The sequence below is a fragment of the Colwellia sp. PAMC 20917 genome (assembly GCF_001767295.1).
In the GTDB taxonomy this organism is placed as follows: domain Bacteria; phylum Pseudomonadota; class Gammaproteobacteria; order Enterobacterales; family Alteromonadaceae; genus Colwellia_A.
The window spans coordinates 3194907-3220258 of record NZ_CP014944.1 but is presented as its reverse complement, the minus strand read 5'-3'; the positions used below and the strand labels follow the sequence as shown (position 1 = coordinate 3220258).

The 25352-nt window shown below is 37.2% G+C and carries 18 protein-coding genes and 1 pseudogene; 12 read left to right on the top strand and 7 right to left on the bottom strand.

The window, feature by feature from the left end; translation table 11 throughout:
• Window positions 1-216: 216 nt before the first annotated feature.
• The 3 genes from A3Q34_RS13805 to A3Q34_RS13795 all read left to right on the top strand — a co-directional run bounded on the left by A3Q34_RS13805 (window position 217) and on the right by A3Q34_RS13795 (window position 3579).
• On the top strand, window positions 217-1332 hold the full coding sequence (locus A3Q34_RS13805; protein ID WP_231907360.1) for an SO_0444 family Cu/Zn efflux transporter: 1116 nt from the start codon (window positions 217-219) through the stop codon (window positions 1330-1332).
• Window positions 1333-1421: 89 nt separating this feature from the next.
• Complete coding sequence (locus tag A3Q34_RS13800) at window positions 1422-2222, top strand: cytochrome C assembly family protein (RefSeq protein WP_083278024.1); 801 nt, start codon at window positions 1422-1424, stop codon at window positions 2220-2222.
• Window positions 2223-2295: 73 nt separating this feature from the next.
• Entirely contained in the window at window positions 2296-3579 is a 1284-nt protein-coding gene (locus tag A3Q34_RS13795; RefSeq protein WP_070375876.1) for an HlyC/CorC family transporter, read from the top strand.
• A 497-nt stretch (window positions 3580-4076) separates the two neighbouring features.
• On the opposite strand, the pseudogene A3Q34_RS13790 reads toward A3Q34_RS13795, so the two are convergent.
• Together A3Q34_RS13790 and gshA are read right to left on the bottom strand one after the other, a co-directional pair.
• Window positions 4077-4696: pseudogene (locus A3Q34_RS13790) on the bottom strand (transglycosylase SLT domain-containing protein).
• An 815-nt stretch (window positions 4697-5511) separates the two neighbouring features.
• Window positions 5512-7083, bottom strand: a complete 1572-nt coding sequence (gshA, locus tag A3Q34_RS13785) for a glutamate--cysteine ligase (protein WP_331710915.1) — start codon at window positions 7081-7083, stop codon at window positions 5512-5514.
• Between the two features lie 270 nt (window positions 7084-7353).
• Between gshA and A3Q34_RS13780 the strand changes: the two genes are divergently transcribed.
• Window positions 7354-8715 (top strand): Na+/H+ antiporter NhaC family protein, encoded by a 1362-nt coding sequence (locus A3Q34_RS13780; RefSeq protein ID WP_070375875.1) that lies wholly within the window; start codon window positions 7354-7356, stop codon window positions 8713-8715.
• The gene (locus tag A3Q34_RS13775; RefSeq protein WP_083278023.1) at window positions 8716-9423 is read left to right on the top strand and encodes a TIGR01621 family pseudouridine synthase; all 708 of its coding nucleotides are present in this window, start codon (window positions 8716-8718) and stop codon (window positions 9421-9423) included.
• 184 nt (window positions 9424-9607) lie between these two features.
• Here the strand turns inward: A3Q34_RS13775 and A3Q34_RS13770 are convergent, their stop codons facing one another.
• A complete protein-coding gene (locus tag A3Q34_RS13770; RefSeq protein ID WP_070375874.1) occupies window positions 9608-10963 on the bottom strand; it encodes a sodium-dependent transporter in 1356 nt (451 codons plus the stop codon).
• 241 nt (window positions 10964-11204) lie between these two features.
• Complete coding sequence (locus A3Q34_RS13765) at window positions 11205-11687, bottom strand: YajQ family cyclic di-GMP-binding protein (protein WP_070375873.1); 483 nt, start codon at window positions 11685-11687, stop codon at window positions 11205-11207.
• Between the two features lie 157 nt (window positions 11688-11844).
• On the opposite strand from A3Q34_RS13765, the gene A3Q34_RS13760 reads away from it, so the two are divergent.
• Both A3Q34_RS13760 and A3Q34_RS13755 read left to right on the top strand, forming a co-directional pair.
• Window positions 11845-12195 (top strand): VanZ family protein, encoded by a 351-nt coding sequence (locus A3Q34_RS13760; RefSeq protein WP_070375872.1) that lies wholly within the window; start codon window positions 11845-11847, stop codon window positions 12193-12195.
• A 1-nt stretch (window position 12196) separates the two neighbouring features.
• The gene (locus A3Q34_RS13755; protein WP_070375871.1) at window positions 12197-13117 is read left to right on the top strand and encodes a ketopantoate reductase family protein; all 921 of its coding nucleotides are present in this window, start codon (window positions 12197-12199) and stop codon (window positions 13115-13117) included.
• 19 nt (window positions 13118-13136) lie between these two features.
• On the opposite strand, the gene thiI is transcribed toward A3Q34_RS13755, so the two are convergent.
• The 3 genes from thiI to pomA all read right to left on the bottom strand — a co-directional run bounded on the left by thiI (window position 13137) and on the right by pomA (window position 16504).
• Entirely contained in the window at window positions 13137-14591 is a 1455-nt protein-coding gene (gene thiI / locus A3Q34_RS13750) for a tRNA uracil 4-sulfurtransferase ThiI (protein WP_070375870.1), read from the bottom strand.
• 194 nt (window positions 14592-14785) lie between these two features.
• Window positions 14786-15724, bottom strand: a complete 939-nt coding sequence (locus A3Q34_RS13745; protein WP_070375869.1) for a flagellar motor protein MotB — start codon at window positions 15722-15724, stop codon at window positions 14786-14788.
• Window positions 15725-15736: 12 nt separating this feature from the next.
• Window positions 15737-16504 (bottom strand): flagellar motor protein PomA, encoded by a 768-nt coding sequence (gene pomA, locus A3Q34_RS13740; RefSeq protein ID WP_070375868.1) that lies wholly within the window; start codon window positions 16502-16504, stop codon window positions 15737-15739.
• A 419-nt stretch (window positions 16505-16923) separates the two neighbouring features.
• On the opposite strand from pomA, the gene A3Q34_RS13735 reads away from it, so the two are divergent.
• The 5 genes from A3Q34_RS13735 to A3Q34_RS13715 all read left to right on the top strand — a co-directional run bounded on the left by A3Q34_RS13735 (window position 16924) and on the right by A3Q34_RS13715 (window position 25058).
• Window positions 16924-17187 (top strand): exodeoxyribonuclease VII small subunit, encoded by a 264-nt coding sequence (locus tag A3Q34_RS13735; protein WP_070375867.1) that lies wholly within the window; start codon window positions 16924-16926, stop codon window positions 17185-17187.
• A complete protein-coding gene (gene ispA, locus A3Q34_RS13730) occupies window positions 17187-18077 on the top strand; it encodes a (2E,6E)-farnesyl diphosphate synthase (RefSeq protein ID WP_070375866.1) in 891 nt (296 codons plus the stop codon). Before A3Q34_RS13735 ends, ispA begins: the two co-directional genes overlap by 1 nt.
• 37 nt (window positions 18078-18114) lie before the next feature.
• Window positions 18115-19998 carry a 1-deoxy-D-xylulose-5-phosphate synthase gene (gene dxs / locus A3Q34_RS13725; RefSeq protein WP_070375865.1) on the top strand — a complete coding sequence of 628 codons (1884 nt, stop codon included), beginning with the start codon at window positions 18115-18117 and terminating at the stop codon, window positions 19996-19998.
• Between the two features lie 194 nt (window positions 19999-20192).
• Complete coding sequence (locus A3Q34_RS13720; protein WP_070375864.1) at window positions 20193-23828, top strand: hypothetical protein; 3636 nt, start codon at window positions 20193-20195, stop codon at window positions 23826-23828.
• Window positions 23829-23984: 156 nt separating this feature from the next.
• On the top strand, window positions 23985-25058 hold the full coding sequence (locus A3Q34_RS13715) for a hypothetical protein (protein WP_070375863.1): 1074 nt from the start codon (window positions 23985-23987) through the stop codon (window positions 25056-25058).
• Window positions 25059-25352 lie beyond the last annotated feature (294 nt).

Genomic DNA, 25352 nt, shown 5'->3' with positions numbered 1-25352 from the left:
TATTGCATATTATACCCGCCAATAAAATAAGCGAAAGGATTAATAGCAAATCCTCTCAGTTTCTTCATACTCATTAGCGTTAGATTTATCAATTAACTACAAGAGTAAAGAACAGCAGATCAGATAAATAAATCGTCGTTATTTGATAACGACTAATGCACCTTAATATAAGTATGGTAAGCTGTAGGTTGGTTTAACTTTTATATAATTAATATAGTGACTGTCTTGGAATATTTATCTGCATTACTGACAAACTTTTTAGCCCTAAGTGCTGAAGCAAGTCCTTGGTTATTATTAGGTTTACTCATCGCTGGTTTAATGAAGTCTTGGGTACCCACTAAAATTTTAAGTCAACATTTAGGCGAAGGGAAACTCGCTATTATTAAAGCCGCACTCATTGGCGCACCTTTACCTTTATGCTCATGTGGTGTTATCCCTGTTGCGACTGAATTACGTCGCAGTGGCGCTTCCGCTTCGGCAACCTCATCCTTCTTAGTTGCGACCCCAGAAACAGGCGTTGACTCTGTTTCTGTTTCATATGCTTTATTAGGGCCAGTGTTTGCTATTTATCGGCCAATAACAGCGATATTTTCTGCTATTATTACTGGCTTATTGGTTTCAACGATAAAGAAAGAAGATATTACTCTGCCCAAATCAGCAGTAGAAGATGCACCTAGTTGTTGTCCAAGTAAGAAAAAAGTAGTTAATGAACCTGTACTTGCGACACAAAATGTAAAGCCTTCATGTTGTGCCAGTGAAAAAACAACCGCACCACCAACAAAGTCTGCAAGCTTTATCAATAAAACCACCTCAGGTATTCATTACGCGGCAACGCAATTGATTGACGATATTATTATCTGGTTATTAGTCGGTTTAGTTTTTGCCACGTTAATAAAAACATTTTTACCCGCCTCTTTTTTACTTAGCTACGGAAGTGGTTTAGGCGCAATGTTAGTGATGATCGTTATATCAATCCCTATGTATATTTGTGCCACTGCATCGACCCCTGTCGCCGCGGGCTTTATTTTAGCCGGTATATCTCCTGGCACGGCGTTGGTCTTTATGATGGCTGGCCCTGCAACCAACATTTCAACATTGGGCGTCATTAAAAATGAAATGGGCAGCAGTGTTTTAATCCGGTATTTATTAGGTATTTCGTTATGTGCAATTGGCTTTGGCTTATTACTTGATTGGGGCTTGGCGTTTTTTGATATTAATATTACCCAGCAAATGCAACATAGCCATGAATTACTGCCCTTTTGGTTTGGGTTAACTTGCGCAGGGTTAATTGCCTTTTTATCGATAAAGCCTTTAAGAAAATTAGTTTTATAGTTTTAATATAGGGTGTATTACCCGCATTCTGATAGAATCGTTTGCAGGTATAAATACCTAACTTTTAAGTTCTTGTGTGGGAGCACGTTGTGAGTTTTTCGGATATTTGTTCTTTAATTGCATTTTTTGCTTATGCTGTGGCAACTTCTGCAATGTTATTACGTTTATTTCATCCTAAAGGGCCGAATTTAGTTTTTGTATTATTTTTTGGCTGTTTAGCTATGGTGCTTCACACGTTAAGTAATGCACAGTTTTTAGTTGCTCAAGCGGATATTAACTTTGCGTTGCCTAACGTTATTTCTTTAGTCAGTTTAATTATTTGTTTATCGGTCTCTGCATTTGCCTTGCGTTTTAAGGTGAATCTACTCTTACCGGTTATTTATGGTTTTGCGGGTATTTGGCAATTTTTGATGGTCTTCATAACGAGTGTAGAACAAGCCCCGTTAATTAATCATCAATTAAGTGTAATAAGCCATGTGACGCTTGCACTGCTCTCTTATTGTACGCTGGTCATTGCGACACTTTATGCGTTTCAAGTGGCTTATATCCATTTTAAATTAAAAACAAAAAATTTGGCGGCGGTCAGTCATTTACCGCCACTGATGCAAGTTGAAGGTCAGCTTTTTATTATATTAAGTATTGGCACGAGTTTTTTATTACTCAGCCAAGTGATTGGCTTCTTATTTTTAGATGGGATGATCTCACACGAAAACTTACATAAAACAATATTGTCTGTATTAGCCCTGCTGGTCTATTCAACGATCCTCTGGGGTCATTACAATAGGGGTTGGCGCGGACATCGAGTATTAATATTAATGGTTACCGGTAGTGCTTTATTAACATTGGCATATTTCGGTAGTCGATTTGTTAAAGAATTTATTTTACTGTAAATTATCAAAATAATGGTCATTAAGTATATAACCTACTTAATGACTATCTATAACACAACATAGGGTTCCTTTTTTGGACAACATATCAACGGAAATGCTCTTTGCCATTCTTGGCATTCTAATTATTCTATCAGCCTATTTTTCAGGATCTGAAACTGGCATTATGTCGCTTAACCGCTATCGACTTCGTCATTTAGAAAAACAAAATCATCAAGGTGCTAAACGCGTCAGTAAATTATTAGAGCGTCCAGATCGTTTAATTGGTTTAATACTCATTGGCAATAATCTTGTTAATATTGCGGCCTCTGCGATAGCCACTATTATAGGCTTACGTTTATTTGGTGACATGGGGGTGTTAGTTGCAACCATTGCATTAACACTTGTTGTGCTAATATTTTCTGAAGTAACCCCAAAAACATTAGCGGCGCTATACCCTGAAAAAATCGCTTTTCCAAGCTCAGTTGTCTTATCGGTTTTATTGAAGGTGCTGTTCCCTTTAGTTGTTGCTGTAAATTGGATCACTAACGGTTTATTGCTATTAATCGGTGTAAGTTCTGAACAACGTGTTCATCACAGTTTAAGCTCAGAAGAACTTAGAACCGTTGTTAATGACTCTGGAGCTATGCTACCCGAGCGCGATCAAAATATGCTGGTGGGTATTCTTGATTTAGAGAAAGTGACCGTTGAAGATATTATGATCCCACGTAATGAGTTAGTGGGCATTGATATTAATGATGACTGGAAAAAGATTCAAAAACAACTGGCACAATCTAACCATACCCGTGTTTTATTGTATCGAGACAATATGGATGATGTTGTCGGTTATATTCATCTACGTGATGCCTTGAAACTCTTATTCAAAAATCAATTTACTAAAACCACCTTAATCAGAGCAATAAAAGAATTATATTTTATTCCCGAAGGCACCACCCTGAATGTGCAACTATTAAAGTTTCAGCATGCTAAAGAACGATTAGGCTTAGTCGTCGATGAATATGGTGACATTCAAGGCTTAGTAACCCTAGAAGACATTTTGGAAGAAGTCGTTGGTGACTTTACAACAACGATGACGCCGACGACAAGTGAAGAGGTTAATGCACAACCTGATGGCAGTTATTTAGTCGATGGTAGTGCTACGGTAAGGGATATTAATAAAGAAATGACATGGAATTTCCCTACCGATGGTCCTAAAACATTAAACGGCTTAATTATCGAATATTTAGAAGATATACCAGAAGCTAATTTAAGTGTACGTATAGCAGGTTACCCTTTAGAAATTGTTGATGTCTCAGATAATATGATCAAAACAGTTAGGATCCTTCCTGAACTTTATCTCGATAATGATAAAGAAAAGTAGCAAGTTTGGTTACACCACAGATATAACACAAGGCCTTAAATCATCATTTTAAGGCCTTTTTTTATGAAATTCTTATCATAGTAACAATTACTTTTAGATACTCTTATTTCTTCTTTTGTGGATAATAGCAGCAAGCCACAAAGTTATTCACAGAGTTATTCACACCACCGGATCTAATAATGATTTTTCCACAATTTCTGTGGATAACAAAACACAGCCCAATAAGAGCCAGCCCTCAAATAATGCAATGCCTTTCTTTAATATTTATGAAGTTTTTTTTACAATAATTTTTATAATAAGAAACATAAGCCTTTGCGAGCATTTTTACTGAAAAGAGATTATATAAGCACTATTTATGCTACATGTTATCACTACTTATGTTATGTAACTCGGTGAACAATCATTGGCTTTAATTTAGCCCTAAAACTAAAAAGCATGACCTTTTTATAAAAGACCATGCTCACAAAGCTAATGACAGTTATATCGACAAATAAACTTTAAGCAAAAAATAACCGCCACAACCAACCATGATTTAAATCTGCTTCACAGCTTTTTAATTGGCTACTGTAGCGCCGTGCTCGGTTATCGACTTTGCGGGCGACTTTTGCCAGCCAAGGCTTCTGTTTATAAGAGCGACGCTTAAAGCCCCCCAACCTTCGTGATAATTTAAATATTGGTTGTAAGCATCCCATTTAGAGACCTTATTAATTTTCTGTGTTTTAAATATAAACCAACCCATAAAATCGATAGCGTCGTCAAAGTCATCACGGTCGGCGCCAGAATTGTCTGTTTCTTTAATATAATCATCCCAAGTCATCGTTTTTGCTTGAGAGTAACCGTAAGCAGTACTTACCCGACCCCAAGGGATAAAACCCAGTAAATAGTCTCTAGGAGGCAAAGCATCGGCTCTAAATGAACTTTCTTGGAACATCATACTCATGGGCACATGGATAGGCACTCCCCAACGCTCACGCACTTCTTTGGCAGCAAAATACCAATCACGGTGTTCACGAAAAATTTCACAGATATTTTCAGGATTTTTTGGCGGTGATGTAGCACAACTTGAGAGGAGTATGATGCTGAACAATGAAATAAGAAAAGGTTTAATAAACGACATAACATCAGTACGTTATTGGATTGGATATTGTTATCATGCCAGAAAGAAGACTTTATACCAACTAGATAATAGTGAGAGTAGTATTGTAAAAAATATTTTCATTTTAAATGAAACATTATTGAACTAAAACTAGAACGGCCACTCTTACTTAGCAGTGTTTATGTTTCTCCCTTAGTAGTTATGTTTTTATCGCGCATTCTTTTTTAAGTAATGCGTTTTTTTTTGCCTAAATTCCAGTAAACTTTGATTAGCATTTTATCTGTAATAAGCGATTTAATCACCAACGACACTGCCCAGAAAACAATGAATAAAAATAGCTAAATAAATGGAACTAAAACCACAACTAGCACTCTTACTTTATAAGTGTTTATGTTTCCCTTAGTTATTAGCAGTTGTTATGTTTTTATTGCGCATTCTTTTTTAAGTAATGCGTTTTTTTTTGCCTAAATTCCAGTAAACTTTGATTAGCATTTTATCTGTAATAAGCGATTTAATCACCAATGACTCTGCCGATAAAACAATGAATAAAAAATAGCTAAATAAATGGAACTAAAACCACAACTAACACTCTTACTTTATAAGTGTTTATGTTTCCCTTAGTTATTAGCAGTTATTATGTTTTTATTGCGCATGCTTTTTTAAGTAATGCGTTTTTTTTTGGCTATTATTTAGCAAAATGAAATGAGTAAAGTCAACACGACAAGGAAATGGGGCTTACAAGAGCGGTTATACTTGAACAAGAGTTTTATTGTCAGGAGTGAAAAATGAAATAGCACGTTAACTAACGCGCTATTTTGGCGAGTAATTATTAAAGCCTATTTACCAAAATAATCAGCTAAAAAAGTATCAAAGTCTACTTGGTCGGCGTTTTCAATATCCTTTTGTCCTTGATGTGATTTTGTTGCCGCATCAATAAAATACTGCTCATTAAACACCTGATAATCTGCCGCTAGTAACTGTTGACGATAGTCTTGTGCTTTTTGCAAAGCGATACCCGTTAAGCTTTGATTTTGATTTACCACACAATCAAGTAATTTAGCGGAAGGTGTTAAATTGGGATCAAGCAATTTTTGTTGTTCATTGGCGACCGCTTGACTATATTTTTCACTGCCATAAGCACTATCTAATAAGATTGCGACTTTCTGCATTTGTTGGAAAATTTCACTGCCCCAGGCTTTCACTGATTTATCACAACCATTATCATTGAGTAGTAAAAGAGGATCTCTGCCTCGAACAACAACTTCGTCCATATTGGCATCGCAGCTTTCTTGTTGTTGATAAGTAAATAAAGGGCTGTCTGCTAAGGCACAATAGGTAATAAAAACATCGAGAAAATAAACTTGCTCAATGCTTATTCCCGTATCAGAGAATGGATTAACATCAAGGGCGCGTACTTCAATATATTCAACCCCTCTATTTCTTAATGCTTCTGAGGGTTTTTCTCCAGATTTAGCAACTTGCTTAGGCCGAATAGGCGCATAAAGTTCATTCTCAATCTGTAAAATATTACTGTTAAGTTGCTGGTATTTTCCGTTAACCTTTACACCAAAGGCAGCAAATTTTTCTGAAGGTAGATTAATCGCATTTTGTACACCATCTAAATAACCATTTAAATCGTTATAACAAATTTTCAACGATGCTTGCTCGCTGTTGGTGTAACCTAAATCACTCATTCTCAACGATGTAGCGTACTCAAGGTACATATAACCACTCGCTGACTTTTTGAAAGGTAACGTGGTAGTTTTATTTTTCAAAAATGAACCACAAATAGTGGGCGAGCTACCGTAAAGGTAAGGTATCAACCAGCAATATCGTTTGTAGTTACGTAATAATGAAAAATACTTTTCTGATATAAAATCATTTATTGGTGCCTTATTTTCTGAAATTTTTTGCATACTTTGCCAAAAATCTTGAGAAAATGAGAAATTAAAATGAATACCAGAAATAACCTGCATCATACTACCGTAGCGATTTTTTAGTCCTTGACGATAGGCTGTTTTCATTTGACCTACGTTTGATGAACCATAGTTTGCTAGCGGTATAGCGTCATCATTATCAACAAAGCATGGCATACTCATTGGCCACAGCAGTTCGCCATCAATTTTACTTAAGGTATATTTTTGAATATCTTGTAATTGCGCGATAGTTGTTTCGGGATCAAAACTCACCGGTGTAATAAACTCTAATAACGTTTCTGAGTAGTCCGTAGTGATATTAGGATGTGTTAACGCAGCGCCTAAGCTTTTATGGTGGGGGGCTAATGACAAACGTCCTTCAGGTAAAACGCGTAAACCTTCTCGTTCTATGCCTCGCCCAATACCTGTTAAGGAAGATAAATGTTCATCTTGGCTAAATGCCATTACATAGTCATCAAAAGAAAGTTTCAAAAATAATCCCTAATACATTAAGCGTAGCTGCTATTGACTATTTGAGGGTAATAATTAACTTTTCAATACTTTATCGTATTAAAAATCAATCTTAAGTGACATCCTCAAAATAAACATTCATTTTCTAAAAGCACTAGACCGTAATACGCTAATTTTATTTTCAAAATAAAACTAATCAAATTTGTATGAATCTCTTACAAAGCAGTTTCTAAACATTAGCGCTTACGGTAAAGTGCCTTATAAGATAATAATAAGAAAATAGTTAAAATCATGCAAGACAGTCCTTTATCATTACTTCCTCCACTTGTTGCTATTGTTATTGCCATTTGGCGAAAAAACGCTCTATTAGCTTTATTCTGCGGTTTAATTTTAGCAAGTATCATGTCGACAAACTGGCAAATACTAACGGGCTTAACCGATGGTTTTTTGGCGATTGGTGGTGTATTCACTTCTACCAATAACCTTTATATCGTTAGTTTTAGTTTATTAATTGGCGCGTTAGTGACCCTAATGAATAAATCAGGCGCGGTTAATGGTTTTATCGAAAAACTGTCCTCATTAAATTTAGTCAAAAACGCTCGACAAGCAAGTATGCTGCCGACAATTATTGGTACCAGTATTTTTACCGATACTAATTTAAGTATGTTTACTGCGGGTATGGCTAGTCAGAAACTCTTTGATAAATACAAAATGAGCCGCGCAAAGCTAGCCTACCTAATTGACTCAACTTGCGCGCCAGTAAGCATTTTATTATTAGTAAATGGCTGGGGTGCTTATGTATTAGGGTTACTTGATGACTATCAACTTGCCGACTCAGTGGGTATTTTAATCGGTACGGTTAGTTATAACTTTTACGCAATAATCGCTATTTTATTGGCTTTTTATACCGCCTACAGCGGAAAAATTTATGGTCCGATGAAAAGAGCAGAGTCTTTGGTAACCGAGCAGCAACAAGATACTGTAAAACAAATAGCGCCAGCCTATATCATGTGGTTGCCTTTATTAACGTTATTAGCATTGACCCTAATTTTATTATGGATAACAGGTGATGGCGACATACGCCGTGGCTCAGGCTCATTTGCTGTGTTTTGGTCAATCATCAGCGCTTTTATTTTATTAGTGCTATTAATTACCTTGAATAAACTCCTTAGTGTTAAAGAAATAACCCTCAGCTCCGCTGCAGGCATTAAACATATGTTTCCTGCTGTTGCCATTTTAGTGTTGTCATTTGCTTTTGGTGACGCAATAAAAGGTTTGGGCACAGGTATTTATGTCAGTGAGTTATTTAATGTTGAACTGCCGTTATTTTTAATGGCACCCGTTATTTTTATTGCCGCGGCGTTAATGGCTTTCGCAACAGGAACCTCTTGGGGGACTTTTGCTATATTGGTGCCTATTGCTGTACCTATCGCTCAACAAAGCGGGTTACCCATAGAGTTTTTAGTCGCTGCTGTGTTAGGTGGTGGCGTATTTGGCGACCACGCCTCTCCTATTTCTGATACAACCGTGGTTGCATCAATCGCCAGTGGTTGTGATCATTTCGAGCATGTTAAGACACAATTACCATATGCATTATTTGGTGCTGTGCTCACGATTATTCTTTATATCTTGGTAGGATTAAGGCTTTCATAAGTGCAATCGATTAATATAATTTTTGAACACAATAATTTTATTATTGTAGAGAAACCAGCCGATGTTAACTTCCATGATGAAGGCGACCTTGAGCAAGGGTTTTTCAACCAAGTTAAAAAACAAGGAAAAGCGCAAGGTAAATTTGATGATTTATTCCCGGTGCATCGCCTTGACAAAATGACTTCAGGTTTAATGATTTTTGCAAAAAACTTAGCGACTACGCAAGAGTTTCAAACGTTATTTGAACAACATAAGGTTGAAAAATATTACCTGGCGATCAGTGATAAAAAACCTAAGAAAAAACAAGGTTTGATTAAAGGCGATATGGAAAAAAGTCGCCGAGGTATGTGGAAATTACTGCGAACACAAGTCAACCCCGCGATTACACAGTTCTTGTCGTATTCACTAAGCGATGGTCAGCGTTTGTATTTATTAAAACCGCGAAGTGGTAAAACCCACCAACTACGTGTTGCCTTATCCAGTATTGGCTCTCCAATACTCGGTGATCCACTTTACGCAACGCAAGATGCTTATCAAGAGCAACGTGGTTATTTACATGCATACGCGCTGAGCTTCACTTTAGATGGGGAAAAATATCAATTTGTACTTTGCCCATCTTCTGGAGAAAAATATTTAAGTGAATCTTGCCAACAACAATTAGCGGCCATTAAGACCCCTTGGTCACTTACTTGGCCAAATATAAGCTAACAATTGCCTCCTATTGAAAGCGTCATCGTGATACTGAAATAAATTCAGCATGACGACAAAGGTGAAAGAAAAACACCATTCTACTAACTAACGCATAGTCATCCTAACCAATTCACTGAGACTGTGAACATAAAAAAAGCGAGCTAAGCTCGCTTTTTTATGTTCATTTTTAAATTCTACTGTTTTAAAAAAGATTTAATGAATGAATAAACACGACACCTATCGCTGTTGGACAAACAAACTTGGTATACCAAGGCCAAATTTTCCAAAACACACTATGCTCTGCACTATCATGACCTTGCTTAAGCTCCATAAGCACATCATTTCTATGCCAAATCCAGCCAACAAAGACACAACATAGCATCGCTATAATCGGTTGCCCATATTGCGTAGCAGCAATGGCAACAAAATCGAGCATAGTTTCAATATTTAAAACGATAACCACACTCAATAAGAAAATACCAATACCAATTAAGGTGGTCGCTTTTTCTCTTGGAAGGTCATGACGCTCAACCACGTAAGATACCGGTCCTTCAAGCATTGAAATAGAAGATGTTAAAGCGGCAATAGACATTAATAAGAAGAAAGCAAAAGCGACAAAACTGCCCATATTACCCATGCTTTCAAATAAACTGGGTAAAACAGTAAAGACCAGACTTGAACCATTGATTAAACTGCCATCATCAGCAAATATCGCTACGCCTTGTGCTTGAGCAACATACATAGCAGGAATAATTAATAAGCCGGCTAGGAATGCGATAGACACATCAATAAGCGTAACTTGTGCACCTAGGGTAATTAAATTCTCTTTTTTAGAAATATATGAACCATAAATAATCATCACACTGGTGCCTAGTGACAAAGAGAAGAAGGCTTGCCCTAATGCGCTAATTAATAAATCAGCTTCAAATACACGGGAAAAATCAGGGTTCAAATAAGCATTTAATCCCTCAGCTGCACCATCTAAGGTAACAACATAAATAATTAACAGTATTAATAAACCGATCAACATTGGCATTAAACGTTTTGACCATTTTTCAATACCATCTTCAACGCCATGGCGAATAATAAAAACGGTCAAGACCATGAATAAGGCGGTAAAGCCTAAATTACGCCACAAAGATTGTGAAATAACCCATTGCGCTGCATCACTTAAACCAACAAAGGTTAAAACGGGTTCAACGGCATAAGACATCATCCAGCCCGCTAAAATTCCATAAAAACTAAGAATAAGTGCCGCACAAACTATGCCTCCAAAACCCACAAAGAAGGCGAATTTTTTCTGCCAAAGACTGCGTGACATTTTTTCTAACGAGCTAACTGCATTCGCTTGCCCGTATCGGCCTATCAATAATTCGGCCATAAATGCAGGGTAAGCTAAGCAAAAGGCTAAAACTAAATAAACTAAAACAAAAGCAGCACCACCATTACTTGCTGTTTGTGTTGGGAATCCCCAAATATTGCCTAAACCAACAGCGGAACCTGCCGCTGCCATGATAAAACCAATCCGAGAACTAAACCCACCTCTTGAAACACTCATTAAACGTAATCTTTATTATTATTAGAATGCGGTTAATCTACTTAATGTGTCATCAAAACAACAGCGTTAATTGTCTAAAGGTAAGCAATTTGTCACTAAAATCATCGTGTACTTGTAAAGATAAGATTACTTACCGGGTAAAACAAAAAGTAAACGTATAAAAAAACAGCACCGATAGTGCTGTTTTTTAGTATTAAGATATTCACCCTTCAAAGACTGAATGTATGAAGAAAGCGCGGTATTAGTCGCGAAAGTTATTAAACTGAAAAGATTGCTCTAGATCGCCTTCACGAATTAATTGCATGACCGCTTGTAAATCATCACGTTTTTTACCAGTCACCCGTACTTGATCGCCTTGAATGCCCGCTTGTACTTTTAACTTACTGTCTTTAATTAACTTAATGACTTTTTTAGCGATAGGCTGTTCAATACCTTCTTTAAATGAAAGATTTTGAGTGAAGGTTCTACCTGTATGTTCGGTATTAGAAAGGGTAAGGGCTTTAGCATCGATATTACGCTTTGCCAACTGCACGCGCACCATATCTACCAGTTGTTTTATTTGAAAGTCACCTTCAGCTTTTACTACTACATTGGGCTTTTTCCATTCAATGCTCGCTTCAACACCACGAAAATCAAAACGCGTTTCTAATTCTCTCTTGCAGTTTTCAGTTGCATTTCTTACTTCTTCCAAATTAATTTCGGAAACGATATCCATTGAGGGCATGATCTTGACCTTTCGATAATTCAATAATTTAAGTGTTGGCAATCTTAGCAAGATTACCACTAGCGGGTAAAGGTGATCGCAACCGCTATTTTCACATGTTATGATGAATAATTCTAAACTAATGACTTCATGAAATTCCCCCTTAATGAAACGTTACATGCAACGACTAATTATATTAATTTTTTTACTGGTATTAGCACTGATTTTTTTGATCCCTAATGATTTAAAAACCACCGTTATTAATAAAATACAAATAGATACTATTGGCCATGTTATTGGTTTTTTTGGTCTGACTTGGATTTTAGTTGGTTTGATGAAACTACCTTTAATCAATACGGTTATTTGTTTATTTTTTTATAGTGCATTGACTGAATTAAGCCAGTATTACTTAGGCTTTCGCAGCGGGGAATTTTTTGACTTTGTCGCTGATGTTGTCGGCATATCTTTCTTTGCTGTTCTTCAATGGCTTTTTTTACTTTATCAACAGCCCAAAGGCATAAAAAAATAAGATGAATATTGTTATTGTTGGCCAAGGTGCAATAGGTTTACTTTGTTATCATCGGCTTTCTCAAGCGATAATTAACCAACAAGGTGATAACTTAGTGTCATTATTACCGTCAACGCCAACAACATTATCTGATTACCTTTTTAGTGAAGTGAATGATATTGCAAAAAGCTTTCCATTTACAATGGCTAATAACCAATTACTAGCCAGTGCTGACGTTATAATTTTTTGTGTAAAATCTTATCAAGTCACCGCAGCAATGAAAGCTGTTGATCATTTAATCAGTGACGATGCAGTTATTATTCTTACCCACAATGGTTTAGGAACTCTCGAAGAAATTAACCCAAGACTTAAACCATCACAATGTTTATTGGCTTTGTTACTTACGCAAGGCGCTAAAAAAGTCGCCCCTTATCATGTTAAACATACCGGTATGGGCCATAGCGATCTGGGTATTATTTATGGGACACTTGACTCAATAAAGCAAAAGCAATTGTTAGAACACCTTAATAAAAGCCTGAAACAGCTTAGCTGGCAAGAAAATATTCAACAAGCGCAATGGAAAAAGTTAGCCATTAACTGTGTGATCAACCCTATTTCAGCACTAAACGACATTGAAAATGGTGAAGTTAATCAAAAAGCTTACCAAAGAATGACCGAAAATATTATCAGTGAAGTCGTTGCTGTAGCGACGAAGGAAGGCGTAATATTAAGTGAAATTTTATTACGACAGTTAATCCATAATGTTGCTAAAAGTACCAATAGAAACACCTCTTCGATGCGCGCTGATGTGCGTAATAAACGTCGTACAGAAATAGAGTATATCAACGGTTACATTCACCGTTTAGGGGAGAAACATAAACTAACCACAGCGATGAATACTCAACTATGGTTAGCTGTTAAAGCACTTGAGGATAAATATTGACCCGAGTTACCGAGTCATATTAAGGACGGTAAACTTTAACGTTCTTATAGCCTTCACCAATTAAGTAAAGTGCTTGTAGCTTACTCATTATACCTTGATCACAATACAGTAAATATTCTTTGTCTTGCTCTAGCTCACTAAACTTATTAGATAGCTTATAAAAAGGAATATGAACAACGTTGACGTTTTCAAGTTCTAGAGGATTTTCGTCTTCTTCATCAGGGCTTCTAATGTCAATAACGATTGAATCGCTAGGAAGATCGTCTACTGTATCAACTGCATGAATTTCTTCTTCACTTTCTTTACCAATATCACGTATATCGTACATACGCGTTGCTTCAACAACCTTGTCTAAAACATCAAAATCAAAGTTTTCTTCTTCTGCTTCAATTTTAGATAATACCGCTTTAATGGTTGGGCGCTTTGATATTACACCACAATATTCCGGAATAGTTTTAGCAAAGTCTTCTGTACCAATTTTACGGGCGATATCAATAATATCTTGTTTATCATAAGCGACTAATGGACGGAGAATTAACGTATCAGTAACTCGGTCTATCACATTTAAATTAGTTAATGTTTGACTAGATACTTGACCTAACGCTTCACCCGTAACTAAAGATTCTATATTCGCTCTTTTCGCTATTTTCGCAGCAGCACGCATCATCATACGTTTTAGAATAACGCCCATTTGACCGTTTTCAACATTTTCTAAAATTTCAGCAACAACCGGTTCAAAATCAACCGAAAAGAATTTTACTTTGTGTGATGCACCGAATTTATTCCATAAGTAGTAACTCACTTGTTTTACGCCAACTTCATGCGCAGCGCCACCCAAGTTAAAGAAACAGTAATGAGTACGAGCACCCTTTCTGATCATTTGAAAACTTGATACACCCGAATCAAAACCACCTGACATTAATGATAAAACATCTTCTTGGCTTGCTATTGGGAAACCACCTAGTCCTTGATGTCGTTCTGTGACAATAAATAAGTATTCATCTTTTATTTCTAATCGAATAGTTACATCAGGTTTTTTCAATTTAACTTTAGCGGATTCAACGTGCTCGTTTAAACCACCGCCAACATACTGTTCAACTTGCAAGGAATTGAAGTCGTGTGTTCCAATTCGTTTGGCTCTTACACAAAACGTTTTATTTTCAATTGTCTTTTCGTGTGCTGCTAATGTTTTTTCAAAAATATTATGCACATCTGTATAGGTTGTTTGTTGAACTTCAAGAAAATGAGCGATGCCCGGCACGCATTTTAAGGTATCAATAAGTGCCAAACGATTTTTAGGACAGTTATTTTTAGTATTAACCTCTATATTATCCCAGTTTGCCTGAGTGGTAATTTGCTCATCAACACGTCGTAAAACATTTTTAATGCTGGATTCTAAAATTTTAGTAAAGCGCTTACGAACCGGGCGACTCTTTACAGCAATTTCAGATTGGAGTTTTACGATGAATTTCATGAACAAACGACCCTAAATATAAAACTAGACTAAAGGCCATAATCGGCCGACAAAAATAATGGCGCGAATTATACACGAAATTGAAATAAAGAGTAAGTTGAAATGAAGAGTAAGTTGAAAAATGTACGCTAAGCAATAAACGGGGGTTTATCACTTAACGCCACCACGATAGTTGAATTTATCGGCTTAATTTATTATTTAATAATAGAAACAGGTTCGGTTTCCTTTGCTTTACCTTGGTTAATTGAAATCTCAACACGACGGTTTCTTCTGCGATTTAGCGCGTTAGTATTAGGCACTACCGGTCTTGTATCGGCATGACCAACAACCAATAAACGTGACTGGTCAAACTCAGGGACTTTAATTAATTCATGAGCAATAGCGACAGCTCGTTTACTTGATAAATCCCAATTTGAAGAAAATAACTCTGAACTAATACCGCGATCATCTGTGTGTGCTGAAACCATAATTTCACCTGGAACCGTGTTGAGTAGCTCACCTATTTCTCTAATAATAGGGCGAAACTGTGGTTGTAAAAAAGCAGAACCCGAAGGAAAAGAACCATTTTCACGAATACGAATAATCACTTGTTGTCCGAGAGATTCAAGCTCTATGGCACCATCTTGAATTTGTTGCTCTAATTGATCAGCAATTTTTTTAACTAATTCATTTACCTGCTCTTGCGAAGCCTGCTCTAATTCGTCTTGAGCCTTTTGCATTGCTTGGGCTGACATTTCATCTGCAGTACTTTGTGATTGTCCACCACGTTCTGTACCTCGTTGTTCTTGTCGACCACCAGCAGACGTTTCATCACCTGCTTGAAACTCTAACATCTGTTGGGTCATTTCCATGGTTTGCTGTTGAATAACTTCTATAGGTGTTGGCTCAGGTTTACCTGGGCGAAATTCTTGCGCAATAATACTGGTGCCTTTAGGAATATCTTTTACTTCAATCTTATTTTGTACACCAAAGGCAAACTTCATCGAACCTGCAATTTGTTTAAACTTTAAAACATCCATTTCAGAAAAAGATAACAGCAAAACGAAAAAGCACATCAATAGTGACATTAAGTCAGCAAAAGTACCCATCCAAGCGGGAAGCCCCGGAGGTGGACATTTACATTTTTCAGCCATAAATTACTCCCGTTACTCTTCTTCTGTGGTATTTACAGCACGTTTACCTTCAGCAAGATAGTTTTTAAGTAACCCTTCGATGACACGTGGATTTTGTCCGTCTTGAATACCCAGAATAGCGTCAAGAATAAGCTCCTGGTTCATTTTTTCTTCGGCAAGGCGAAGCTTGAGTTTTGACGCTATAGGAATGGCAATAACGTTAGCGAGGAATGCTCCATATAGGGTTGTTAGTAGTGCAACCGCCATTGCTGGACCAATAGATTTGGGGTCATCCATGTTTGATAACATCGCGACCAAACCAATTAAGGTGCCAATCATGCCCATCGCGGGTGCCACATCAGCAAGTGCCATCATCATACCTACGCCTGTTTCATGGCGTTCAGCAGTAAGCTCTATATCTTTTTTTAGTGTGCCACGTACGACATCTGCATCGTGGCCATCGACCAACATATCGACCCCTTTTTGCATAAAGCCGTTAGTTATCTCTGCTTCTTCTAAAGCCAAAAACCCCCCTTTACGAGCGGCGTCAGCCATTTCAACTGATTTTTCAATAAGGTCGTCAGGCTGTTCAATTTTAAACATAAAAGCCTTACCTATAATTTTCCCAATTCCAAAAAACTGACCAAGATTATAGTTAGATAAAACAACAAATATTGAACCACCAAAAACAATAATAACTGACTGAACGTCAATAAACATACCGATATCACCAGACAACATCATTGCCATAATGAGTAAACCTATTGCGCCTACTACACCTAATATTGTTGCTATATCCACAAAAAAGTCTCCACAAAAAAATGATACGGATAGTCGTATTATTTGATAATACATTAAGGTATTACGATACGCGAATACTTATATTCTTATCCACACTCGTGATTTAACCGTAACCATCCAAAGCGCAGAGTTAAAACGGCATATGAATGGCTTACGGTTCTATAAGTTTATTATCGCCCATATTGTCAATAACTTAAGTAATTAGTCGCTATATTTAAGCTAACCCAATTTATATTTATCTAGTTATCGTTAACTGCAGCGCGTTAACGATAAATATAAGCGCTATGATAGTCGTAAGATGACCGACAATACAAAGTATATGATAGTCATTAAGGGGCAAAAGCATTTGAAGTTTATTGATTAATTAAGGCGTTTGGTATAAATTTGCGCCTAGATATTTATTCACTGAACCCTCGATGATGGCTAAGAAAAAAATAGAAAACTTAAGCTTTGAAGAATCACTCTTAGAACTTGAAACTATTGTTCAGAATTTAGAACAAGGAGCGTTGAGTTTAGAAGATTCAATGACTCTTTTTGAGCGCGGCTTAAATCTCAGCCAAGCCAGTCAAGAAAAGTTAAAAAATGCTGAACAAAAGATTCAAATTTTACTGACTAAAAATGGTAAAGCTCAACTTGAAGATTTTGAAAACGAAGTTGACTCAGAAAGTTTGGGTAGTAATTAGTGACCCAATTATATCAACTCGACTTTTATCAAACGCGCATTAATGAATACCTTGCCAACAAATTAGCCGCTTATGAAATAAATGATCAAAAATTGCTATCAGCAATGCAATACGGCTTATTAATTGGTGGTAAGCGCATGCGTCCTTATTTAAGTTATATTACTGGTGATGCACTGGGACTTAACTTATCTGACGTTGACGGTATTGCGGCAGCATTAGAATGTATCCATGCTTTTTCATTAATTCATGATGACTTACCTTCGATGGATGATGATGATTTACGTCGTGGGCAACCAACTTGTCATAAAGCGTTTGATGAAGCGACCGCTATTTTAGCGGGTGATAGTTTACAGACCCTTGCCTTTGATATTTTAGTTAATCATAACTTTAGCGCCGCGGTTGAATCAAAACGTATTAGCTTAATCCGTCAATTAGTCAATGCTTCCGGTTATCAAGGCATGTGCGGTGGACAAGCACTTGATATTTCTGCGACCGATAAAGTGATCACTTTAGTTGAACTAGAAAAACTACATTCACTAAAAACAGGTGCGTTGTTAAAAGCTTCTGTGACCATGGTTACAGAGTTAAGTAACGATATTTCTGCCGATGAAAAGCACCAACTCGCCGTTTATGCTGATCATATTGGTTTAGCCTATCAAGTGCGCGATGATATAATTGATATTATTTCTAGTGAGGAAGAGCTAGGAAAACCAGCAGGTTCAGACGTTTCCTCTAATAAAAGTACCTACCCTGCGCTATTAGGTTTACAGGGCGCTCAACAAAAAGCTGACAACTTATATCAACAAGCACTTCAAGCTTTAGCAACTTTACCCTACAATACAGATAACTTAGCTCAATTTGCGACGTTTATTATCAAACGCGCTCATTGATCTTGATCTTGCAATTTAAAGAATAAACAAAATAAATATGACTATAAATCTTGCCGACTACCCTTTATTGGCCAATATAAATTCTCCTGACGATCTGCGCATGTTAAATAAAAGCCAGCTAATTCAGGCCAGTACAGAACTGCGTAGTTACTTATTAAGTTCTGTAAGTAAAAGTAGTGGCCATTTTGCTTCTGGATTAGGCACAATAGAATTAACGGTCGCATTACATTATGTTTATAAAACGCCTTTTGATCATCTGATATGGGATGTTGGCCATCAAGCTTATCCACATAAAATTTTAACGGGTCGGCGCGATCAACTGCATACTATTCGTCAAAAAGATGGTTTGCACCCTTTTCCGTGGCGTGAAGAAAGTGAATATGATGTATTAAGTGTTGGCCATTCAAGCACGTCTATCTCTGCGGCACTCGGTATGGCTGTTGCTGCAGAACAAGAAGCCAAAAATCGTAAAGTTGTTGCTGTTATTGGTGACGGCGCAATGACAGCAGGTATGGCTTTTGAAGCGTTAAATCATGCTGGTGATATTAAAAGCGATATGCTGGTTATTTTAAATGACAATGAAATGTCAATTTCAGAAAATGTTGGTGCATTGAATAATCACTTTGCTAGATTGTTATCTGGCAGTCTATATACAGGAATACGCGAGGGTGGTAAGCGCATACTTAAGGGTATTCCACCTATTAAAGAATTAGCAAGTCGTGCAGAAGAACATTTAAAAGGCATGGTTGTACCCAGTACTTTTTTTGAAGAGTTAGGCTTTAATTACATTGGCCCTATTGACGGTCATGATGTCAATGGTTTGGTTGATACCATTACTAATATGCGTAACTTAAAAGGGCCTCAAATCCTTCATATTGCCACTAAAAAAGGCAAAGGTTATCACGCAGCAGAGCAAGACCCGATAAAATATCATGCTGTCCCTAAATTTGATCCCGCACAAACGAGTTTGCCAAAGAGTAAGCCAAGTTTACCCACTTATTCAAAAATATTTGGCGATTGGCTGTGCAGAACAGCAGAAAATAATGATTCACTAATAGCCATAACACCTGCCATGGGTGAAGGCTCTGGCATGGTTGAATTTAGTCAGCGCTTTCCTAAGCAGTACTTTGATGTCGCGATTGCAGAACAACACGCGGTAACTTTTGCTGCGGGTCTCGCTATTGGCGGTAAAAAACCGGTAGTCGCTATTTATTCAAGCTTTTTACAGCGTGGTTACGATCAATTCATTCATGATGTGGCGATCCAAAACTTACCCGTTTTGTTCGCGATTGACCGAGCCGGTATTGTTGGCGCAGACGGGCCAACTCATCAAGGCTCATTTGATTTAAGCTTTATGCGTTGTGTTCCAAATATTGTTATTATGGCACCATCGGATGAACGAGAATGTCAATTGATGCTCAGCACGGGTTTTAAGCATGATGGTCCTGCGGCCGTTCGTTATCCAAGAGGGTCTGGTAACGGTGCGCCTTTACCTGAAATCAGTGAGACAATTGAAATAGGTAAAGCAAAAACTATTTTAGAAACAACTACTGATGGTGCTGAGCCGAAGGTCGCCATTTTAAACTTTGGTAGCACCTTTGATGAAGCCAAGATAGCGGCTCAACAATTAAATACGACGCTCATTGATATGCGTTTTATAAAACCACTTGATTTAACACTTATCGACCACATTGTAAAAAGCCATAGTGTTATTGTGACCGTTGAAGATAATGCAATTGCGGGTGGCGCAGGTTCAGCAGTCAATGAATATATATTAAGCCAAGGTGTTGCGATTAAAATATTAAATATTGGCTTACCTGATACCTTTATCAAGCATGGTACCCAACAAGAGATTCATCAAGAGCTTGGCTTAGATAGCAAAGGTATTATTGATAAAATAACCCATTTTATTGAACGCTAGATATTGTTAAAACTCCCACTAAAAGTCACTGATAATAGTTAATTATTAGTGACTTAATATTTATCCCCCTTATCTTCCCTTCTAATTATTCTTAGATTATTACGACTAATTATTGTTTTTTCTTTAAAAATTTGTCTTTATCTGCTTAAATAATATACGTGATATATTTCTCATACATGAATAAGGATTATTTAATGAAATTTACTCAAAATATTATTTCTCTTGCGCTAATTTCAGCCCTCACCGCTTGTGGTGGCTCGAGTAGCTCTAGTACTAAACCCCCTACAATAGCACCACCACCGGCTCCGGTACTCATACAAACCGTTATCAAAGGTAAAGCGATAAAAGGCACAATAGCAAACGCTGTGGTTACTGTTTATAAATACGTTGACGGAAAAGCGGTTAAACTTGAAGATGCCGAGTTAGCTGCATCTTCAATTATTACTGAAGATGATGGTAGCTATACCATTACCCTTTTAGATTACGACGGCGCTATCAAAGTAGAATTATCTGTTGGTGAAAACACCACGATGATATGTGATGCTCCTGCAGGTTGTGGTGAATTAGCCCATGGCACTCCAATAGCACTAACCACTGTTGATCCAACCTTAGTATTATCAGCGATTTCAACCGTAGGGAGTGATAATGCAGGGACCGCAAATGTAAATGTTTCAGCACTCACCCATTTAGCCGCAGCACTTATAGAAGCCGATGAAAGCGGAGTTAGTGAAACGACAATACAAGCGCACTCTTCTATTATTGCCAATGCTTTTAATATTATGGGCAGTTTAACGGCACTTGAGCCAACGGCTGTCGAAAATGCAGCCAGTGTTGCAGCTGAAGATAATGTTAATGAGTTACGCTACGGCTTGATCAATGCTGGCATTATGTCTGTTTTGTTTGCCGGTCAAGAAAATGCTACGGGTGTTTTATCGAATAGATTGGCCGATGTTATTGAAGATATAGTCGAACACAATGGCGCATTACTGGTACATCAAGATGATAACGATGAAGGTTTTGAACTGTCTTTAGTTGAAGTTCTTGATAGTGCTGGCGATGTCGCAGCTGCTGCAGCCCAAGCGATAGCAGCAGATCCGATATTATCAAGCCAAGATAACAGTGAAATACTGGGCGAGCTTGACCAACAAGAAATCACCTTAGAAAACCAATCAGAATATGAAGAGGCCAATGAAGATGAAGATGGCCGCAGTGAGCCTGAAACGGAAGTACCAACAACAGGTGATGCTATTGCTAAAGCAAAAGCTATGGTTGCTGACGTGCGTCTCTTTAGTCATTTATTTGAAGTAGGTAAAGAAGCCAATACCGGTATAACCACCGAAGGCGACAAGTACATCGAGCTCATTGATAGTGCTGGTTTAATGGTTGAGGCTGAAGCAGCGAGCTTTTTATTACTAGCAGACGTTACCGACGCCTTATCAGAAATGGGCATAAGGTATGAAGCAGGCACCATTACGGAGGGAACCTTCCCAATAGACCCATTTTTGAGTATTGATGGTGCAGTAGGTTCTATAACGCTTGATGAAGAAACCGCTAATGGTGGCATATTATTTAAAATCAGTGCCACTTCAGGTAGTGAAAAAATCAGCTTAAATGCTTCTGCTGTTTTTGCTGAAGACGGCTTAAGCATTGTTTTAAACCTTGATGGTTCAATTGAATCAGCGGGTGCCATGCTATCGTTAACTCAGGGCAGCTTCGCAAAAGTTAACCTTGATAGTGCGATCAGTCGAACCTCACTTGAAGATGATACCTACGCAGGAGAAATAACCTCTGGAGAGTTATCGCTTGAAGTTATCTTAGAACAAAAAGCAAGTGATACGGTAATAGACCCTGTCGCTTTTACCGGCATGATTAAAACTAAGCTAATGCCGGTTAAATCACATGTTTTAGATGCTGTTGAAGAATATGCAAGAGATGAAAATTACATAATTATTAGGGATGAAAATGGTAACCCTGTGCGTGAAGTTGATCGATACTTAAAGAGTACCGAAACTAATATTCTTCCAGAAATGCTAACCTTAAGTGGTGGGTTTAGCTCGTTAGAAGGTAACTTAATTAGAGCAACTTTAACTGTTAACATTAAAAACTTAGAAAATTACGAAGCTCCTGAATTTAAATATATTGGCGCTCCGGTTGCCGATATGTATACGATTACCGTATCTGATGATAAAAACACTCTGAATGCAATATCTTCAAAGTTAATGTCTCAACCTGTCGATTATACTTTTGTTTTTACCTCTCATGACACACAAGGTGCTTGGAGTAGCGAAGAAACAATTTGGAATCCAGATGTATCTACTGAAACACCACATCGAGTCAACACTACAACACGAATTCCTCGAACATATGGCACAATGGCTGGCTTTGATACTGCAACCAATTTAGACGAATGGGCTTTCTTCGAAACAGTTACTCCAAATGATGAAAATGGTGATGGCGTTGCTGATAGTTACACTTGGAAAGGCTATTCGGGTTCTACAATCAATGACGATTACGCTTTAGTTAATAATGAGGGTGAAGTTCATGATTTAGTAACACCTGAATGGGGCTCAAGTAGCTATGATACATTTGAAGAATTGATGGAATTACATAGAATGTACCCCGCTTCAATAGCGAATGCAGCAGATGCATTTATATTTGAGACTAAAGCATTTGAACGTAATGAACTTGAAACTAACTTAACGACAGGTGCTCGTGCATCAGTTTTCTTTAACGATAATGATTATTCTGCAATCGCTGAAGGGGGTGTCACAGTAATTGCTGCAAATATTACTTCGAGTTTGCCAATTGAAGATGTATTTACAATAACGGTGAGTGATGACAGCAACACAGTTACCGTACAAGACGATACTTATACTCGAGTCTATGGTGTTGATTATACCAACACGGCTAACTTTACCTTTACTCGCCATGTAACAAGTAATATCGGAGACAAGGTTACAGATATAAGAACTTTTTCAACGAATGATGTTGATTTAGATGTAGAAGAAGTCTTAATAAACCGACACGCTTCTTTTGGTATCGATGATGAGTTTTATCTATTAGTTCGAATCACTCCTATTGATGAAAATAATGATGGTTTAGCTGATTACTTTACTCAATCATACACATATAGCGATTACATCAATGATGAAGGCGTATTAGTTGATGAAGATGGCATCGCTTTAATAGAGAATCCTTTTTATGCATTTGATACTTGGGAGAGTGCTGAGCTTCATTGGCAGATACCTTTTAATCCTTTTTCAACAACAAATGCTTTAGAAGCTTATAAGCAGTTTATAGTGAATGGAAGAGGATCTTACTTAACAACATATATCGACGGTGTAGGTTCAGTGGAAGCAGAACTATCAACCGAAGATATTGCTTCAATAGTTATAGGGAGTACAACCTTTTCTGGTGTTAACACACATCCAGATAGTGATGAATCATTAGAAAACGAAGATGTATTCTTAGATTTAAGTGCTGCGCTCTCATTGGAAGCAACTTTAGGTGATTACCAAGTAAACTTAATGCTATCAGGTCAACGTACCGCTTTTGATGACGGTAAGTTCGATCTTGAAATGAGTTACAAATTGCCTGGCGATGAGAATATGCGTAAGTTTGTTGCCCATATGAAAACTGATGAAGAAGGCGCTTTTAGTGTAAATAACAGCGAAGGTGTATTACTCATAATGAATGATGTGGAAGATTCAACATCCGATGTTATTGGTAGTATTGTAGTAGGTTCTTCAGCAACTAAAGTTGCAGATATAGAAGATCGTGATGGTGTCATTTGGTTTATATTTACCGATGAAACAACCGAAACATTGTAACCTCCATCATTAGCTAAACAAAGAGTAGAGATAAAATACCAGTCATGTGTGTGACTGGTATTTTTTTACTTATAAGTTAAGTTGTTTTATTAAACTTAAACTTTGTTTAGCTACAATAAATATCATGGAAAACACCGCTAGAACTTAAGGAAATTAATGAACGTTAATTATTTATTACTATTGATATTTTTATCCACTTTATCTCAAGCTTCAACAAAAATTGAAGTATTCACCACAAGCCAATCATTTAGTAATATTTTACCCGTTAAGCAACTTATTGCTGACAACTGGCGACAATCACCAGAAAAAAATGCTAGTGACGGTTTTACACAAAATGAAGTGGGTATGAGCAGCTATTGGCAACACTTGTCATTGAGTGTTGCACAACGCTATGATTATTTTGTTTATTCAAATCCCGATACAGCACAAGTATTCTATTTAGACAGAAAAGATTTAGCACTCGACACACAAGAAAAATATCATATCGCATTAAAGTTATTCCATCAGCGTAGTAATGGTTTACGTATCGGCTATAAATATGAATTTGAAAACTTTAGTAGTGAAATACGTGTCGGTTATTGGGACTTAAATGTCACGAGGGAGTCTAACTTAACGGGTACCCTTGCAAGTGATCTTAATGGCAATATATCTGCCATTGCACAATTAGATGAGTTTTATACTGCCAATAATTTTTTAAAACGCCGCAATAGTAACGATTGGGATGCCGATGGCACAGGTATAACGATTGATATTCATTTACGTTGGCAGCTAAGCCAATACTTATCTATTAACGCTGACTTAAAAGATATCTATAACCATTTTACCGTTGACGAATCTGGCTTTAGTGCGGGTAATATAGATACCGATGGTACTTTTATTAATAGTGTTGGCGGCGTCGCCTACTTACCTGTTTATCGTGGTAAAGAAACAACCAGCAAACATCAGTTTAAGTTACCTGAACACGTAAGCTTTATCAGTTTTTATCATCACAGCGAGCAAATAAGTTATCTAGCGCGTTATAAAAGACAGGGCGAGCAAAATTTTTATTATTTAGGATTCGATATCGCACACGAAAATTCATCAACACGGATTTCATTTGATATTGAAAATACCGCCCCAGAGGTCCAATATAAAAGTGACTGGTTTTCAGTTACCTTTGCGATTGACAGTCTTAAAATAGAACAGGCAATGTTACTAAATTTAGGCTTTAATCTCTACTATCGCTTCTAAAACTAGCCGGTAACTAAAGCCATATAACTTTTAGCTTACTTAGAAAATACGGCTCAAGAGATTCAATATAAAAGTGACTGGTTTTCAGTTACCTTTGCGATTGACAGTCTTAAAATAGAACAGGCAATGTTGCTAAATTTAGGCTTTACTCTCTACTACCGCTTCTAAAACTAGCCGATGGCTAAAGCCATATAACTTTTAGCTTACTTTGAAAACACGGCTAAATTTAGCCTGTAATCTCGACTACCGCTTCTAAAACTAGCCAGTGACTGAAGTGATGTCGCTTTTCGCTTG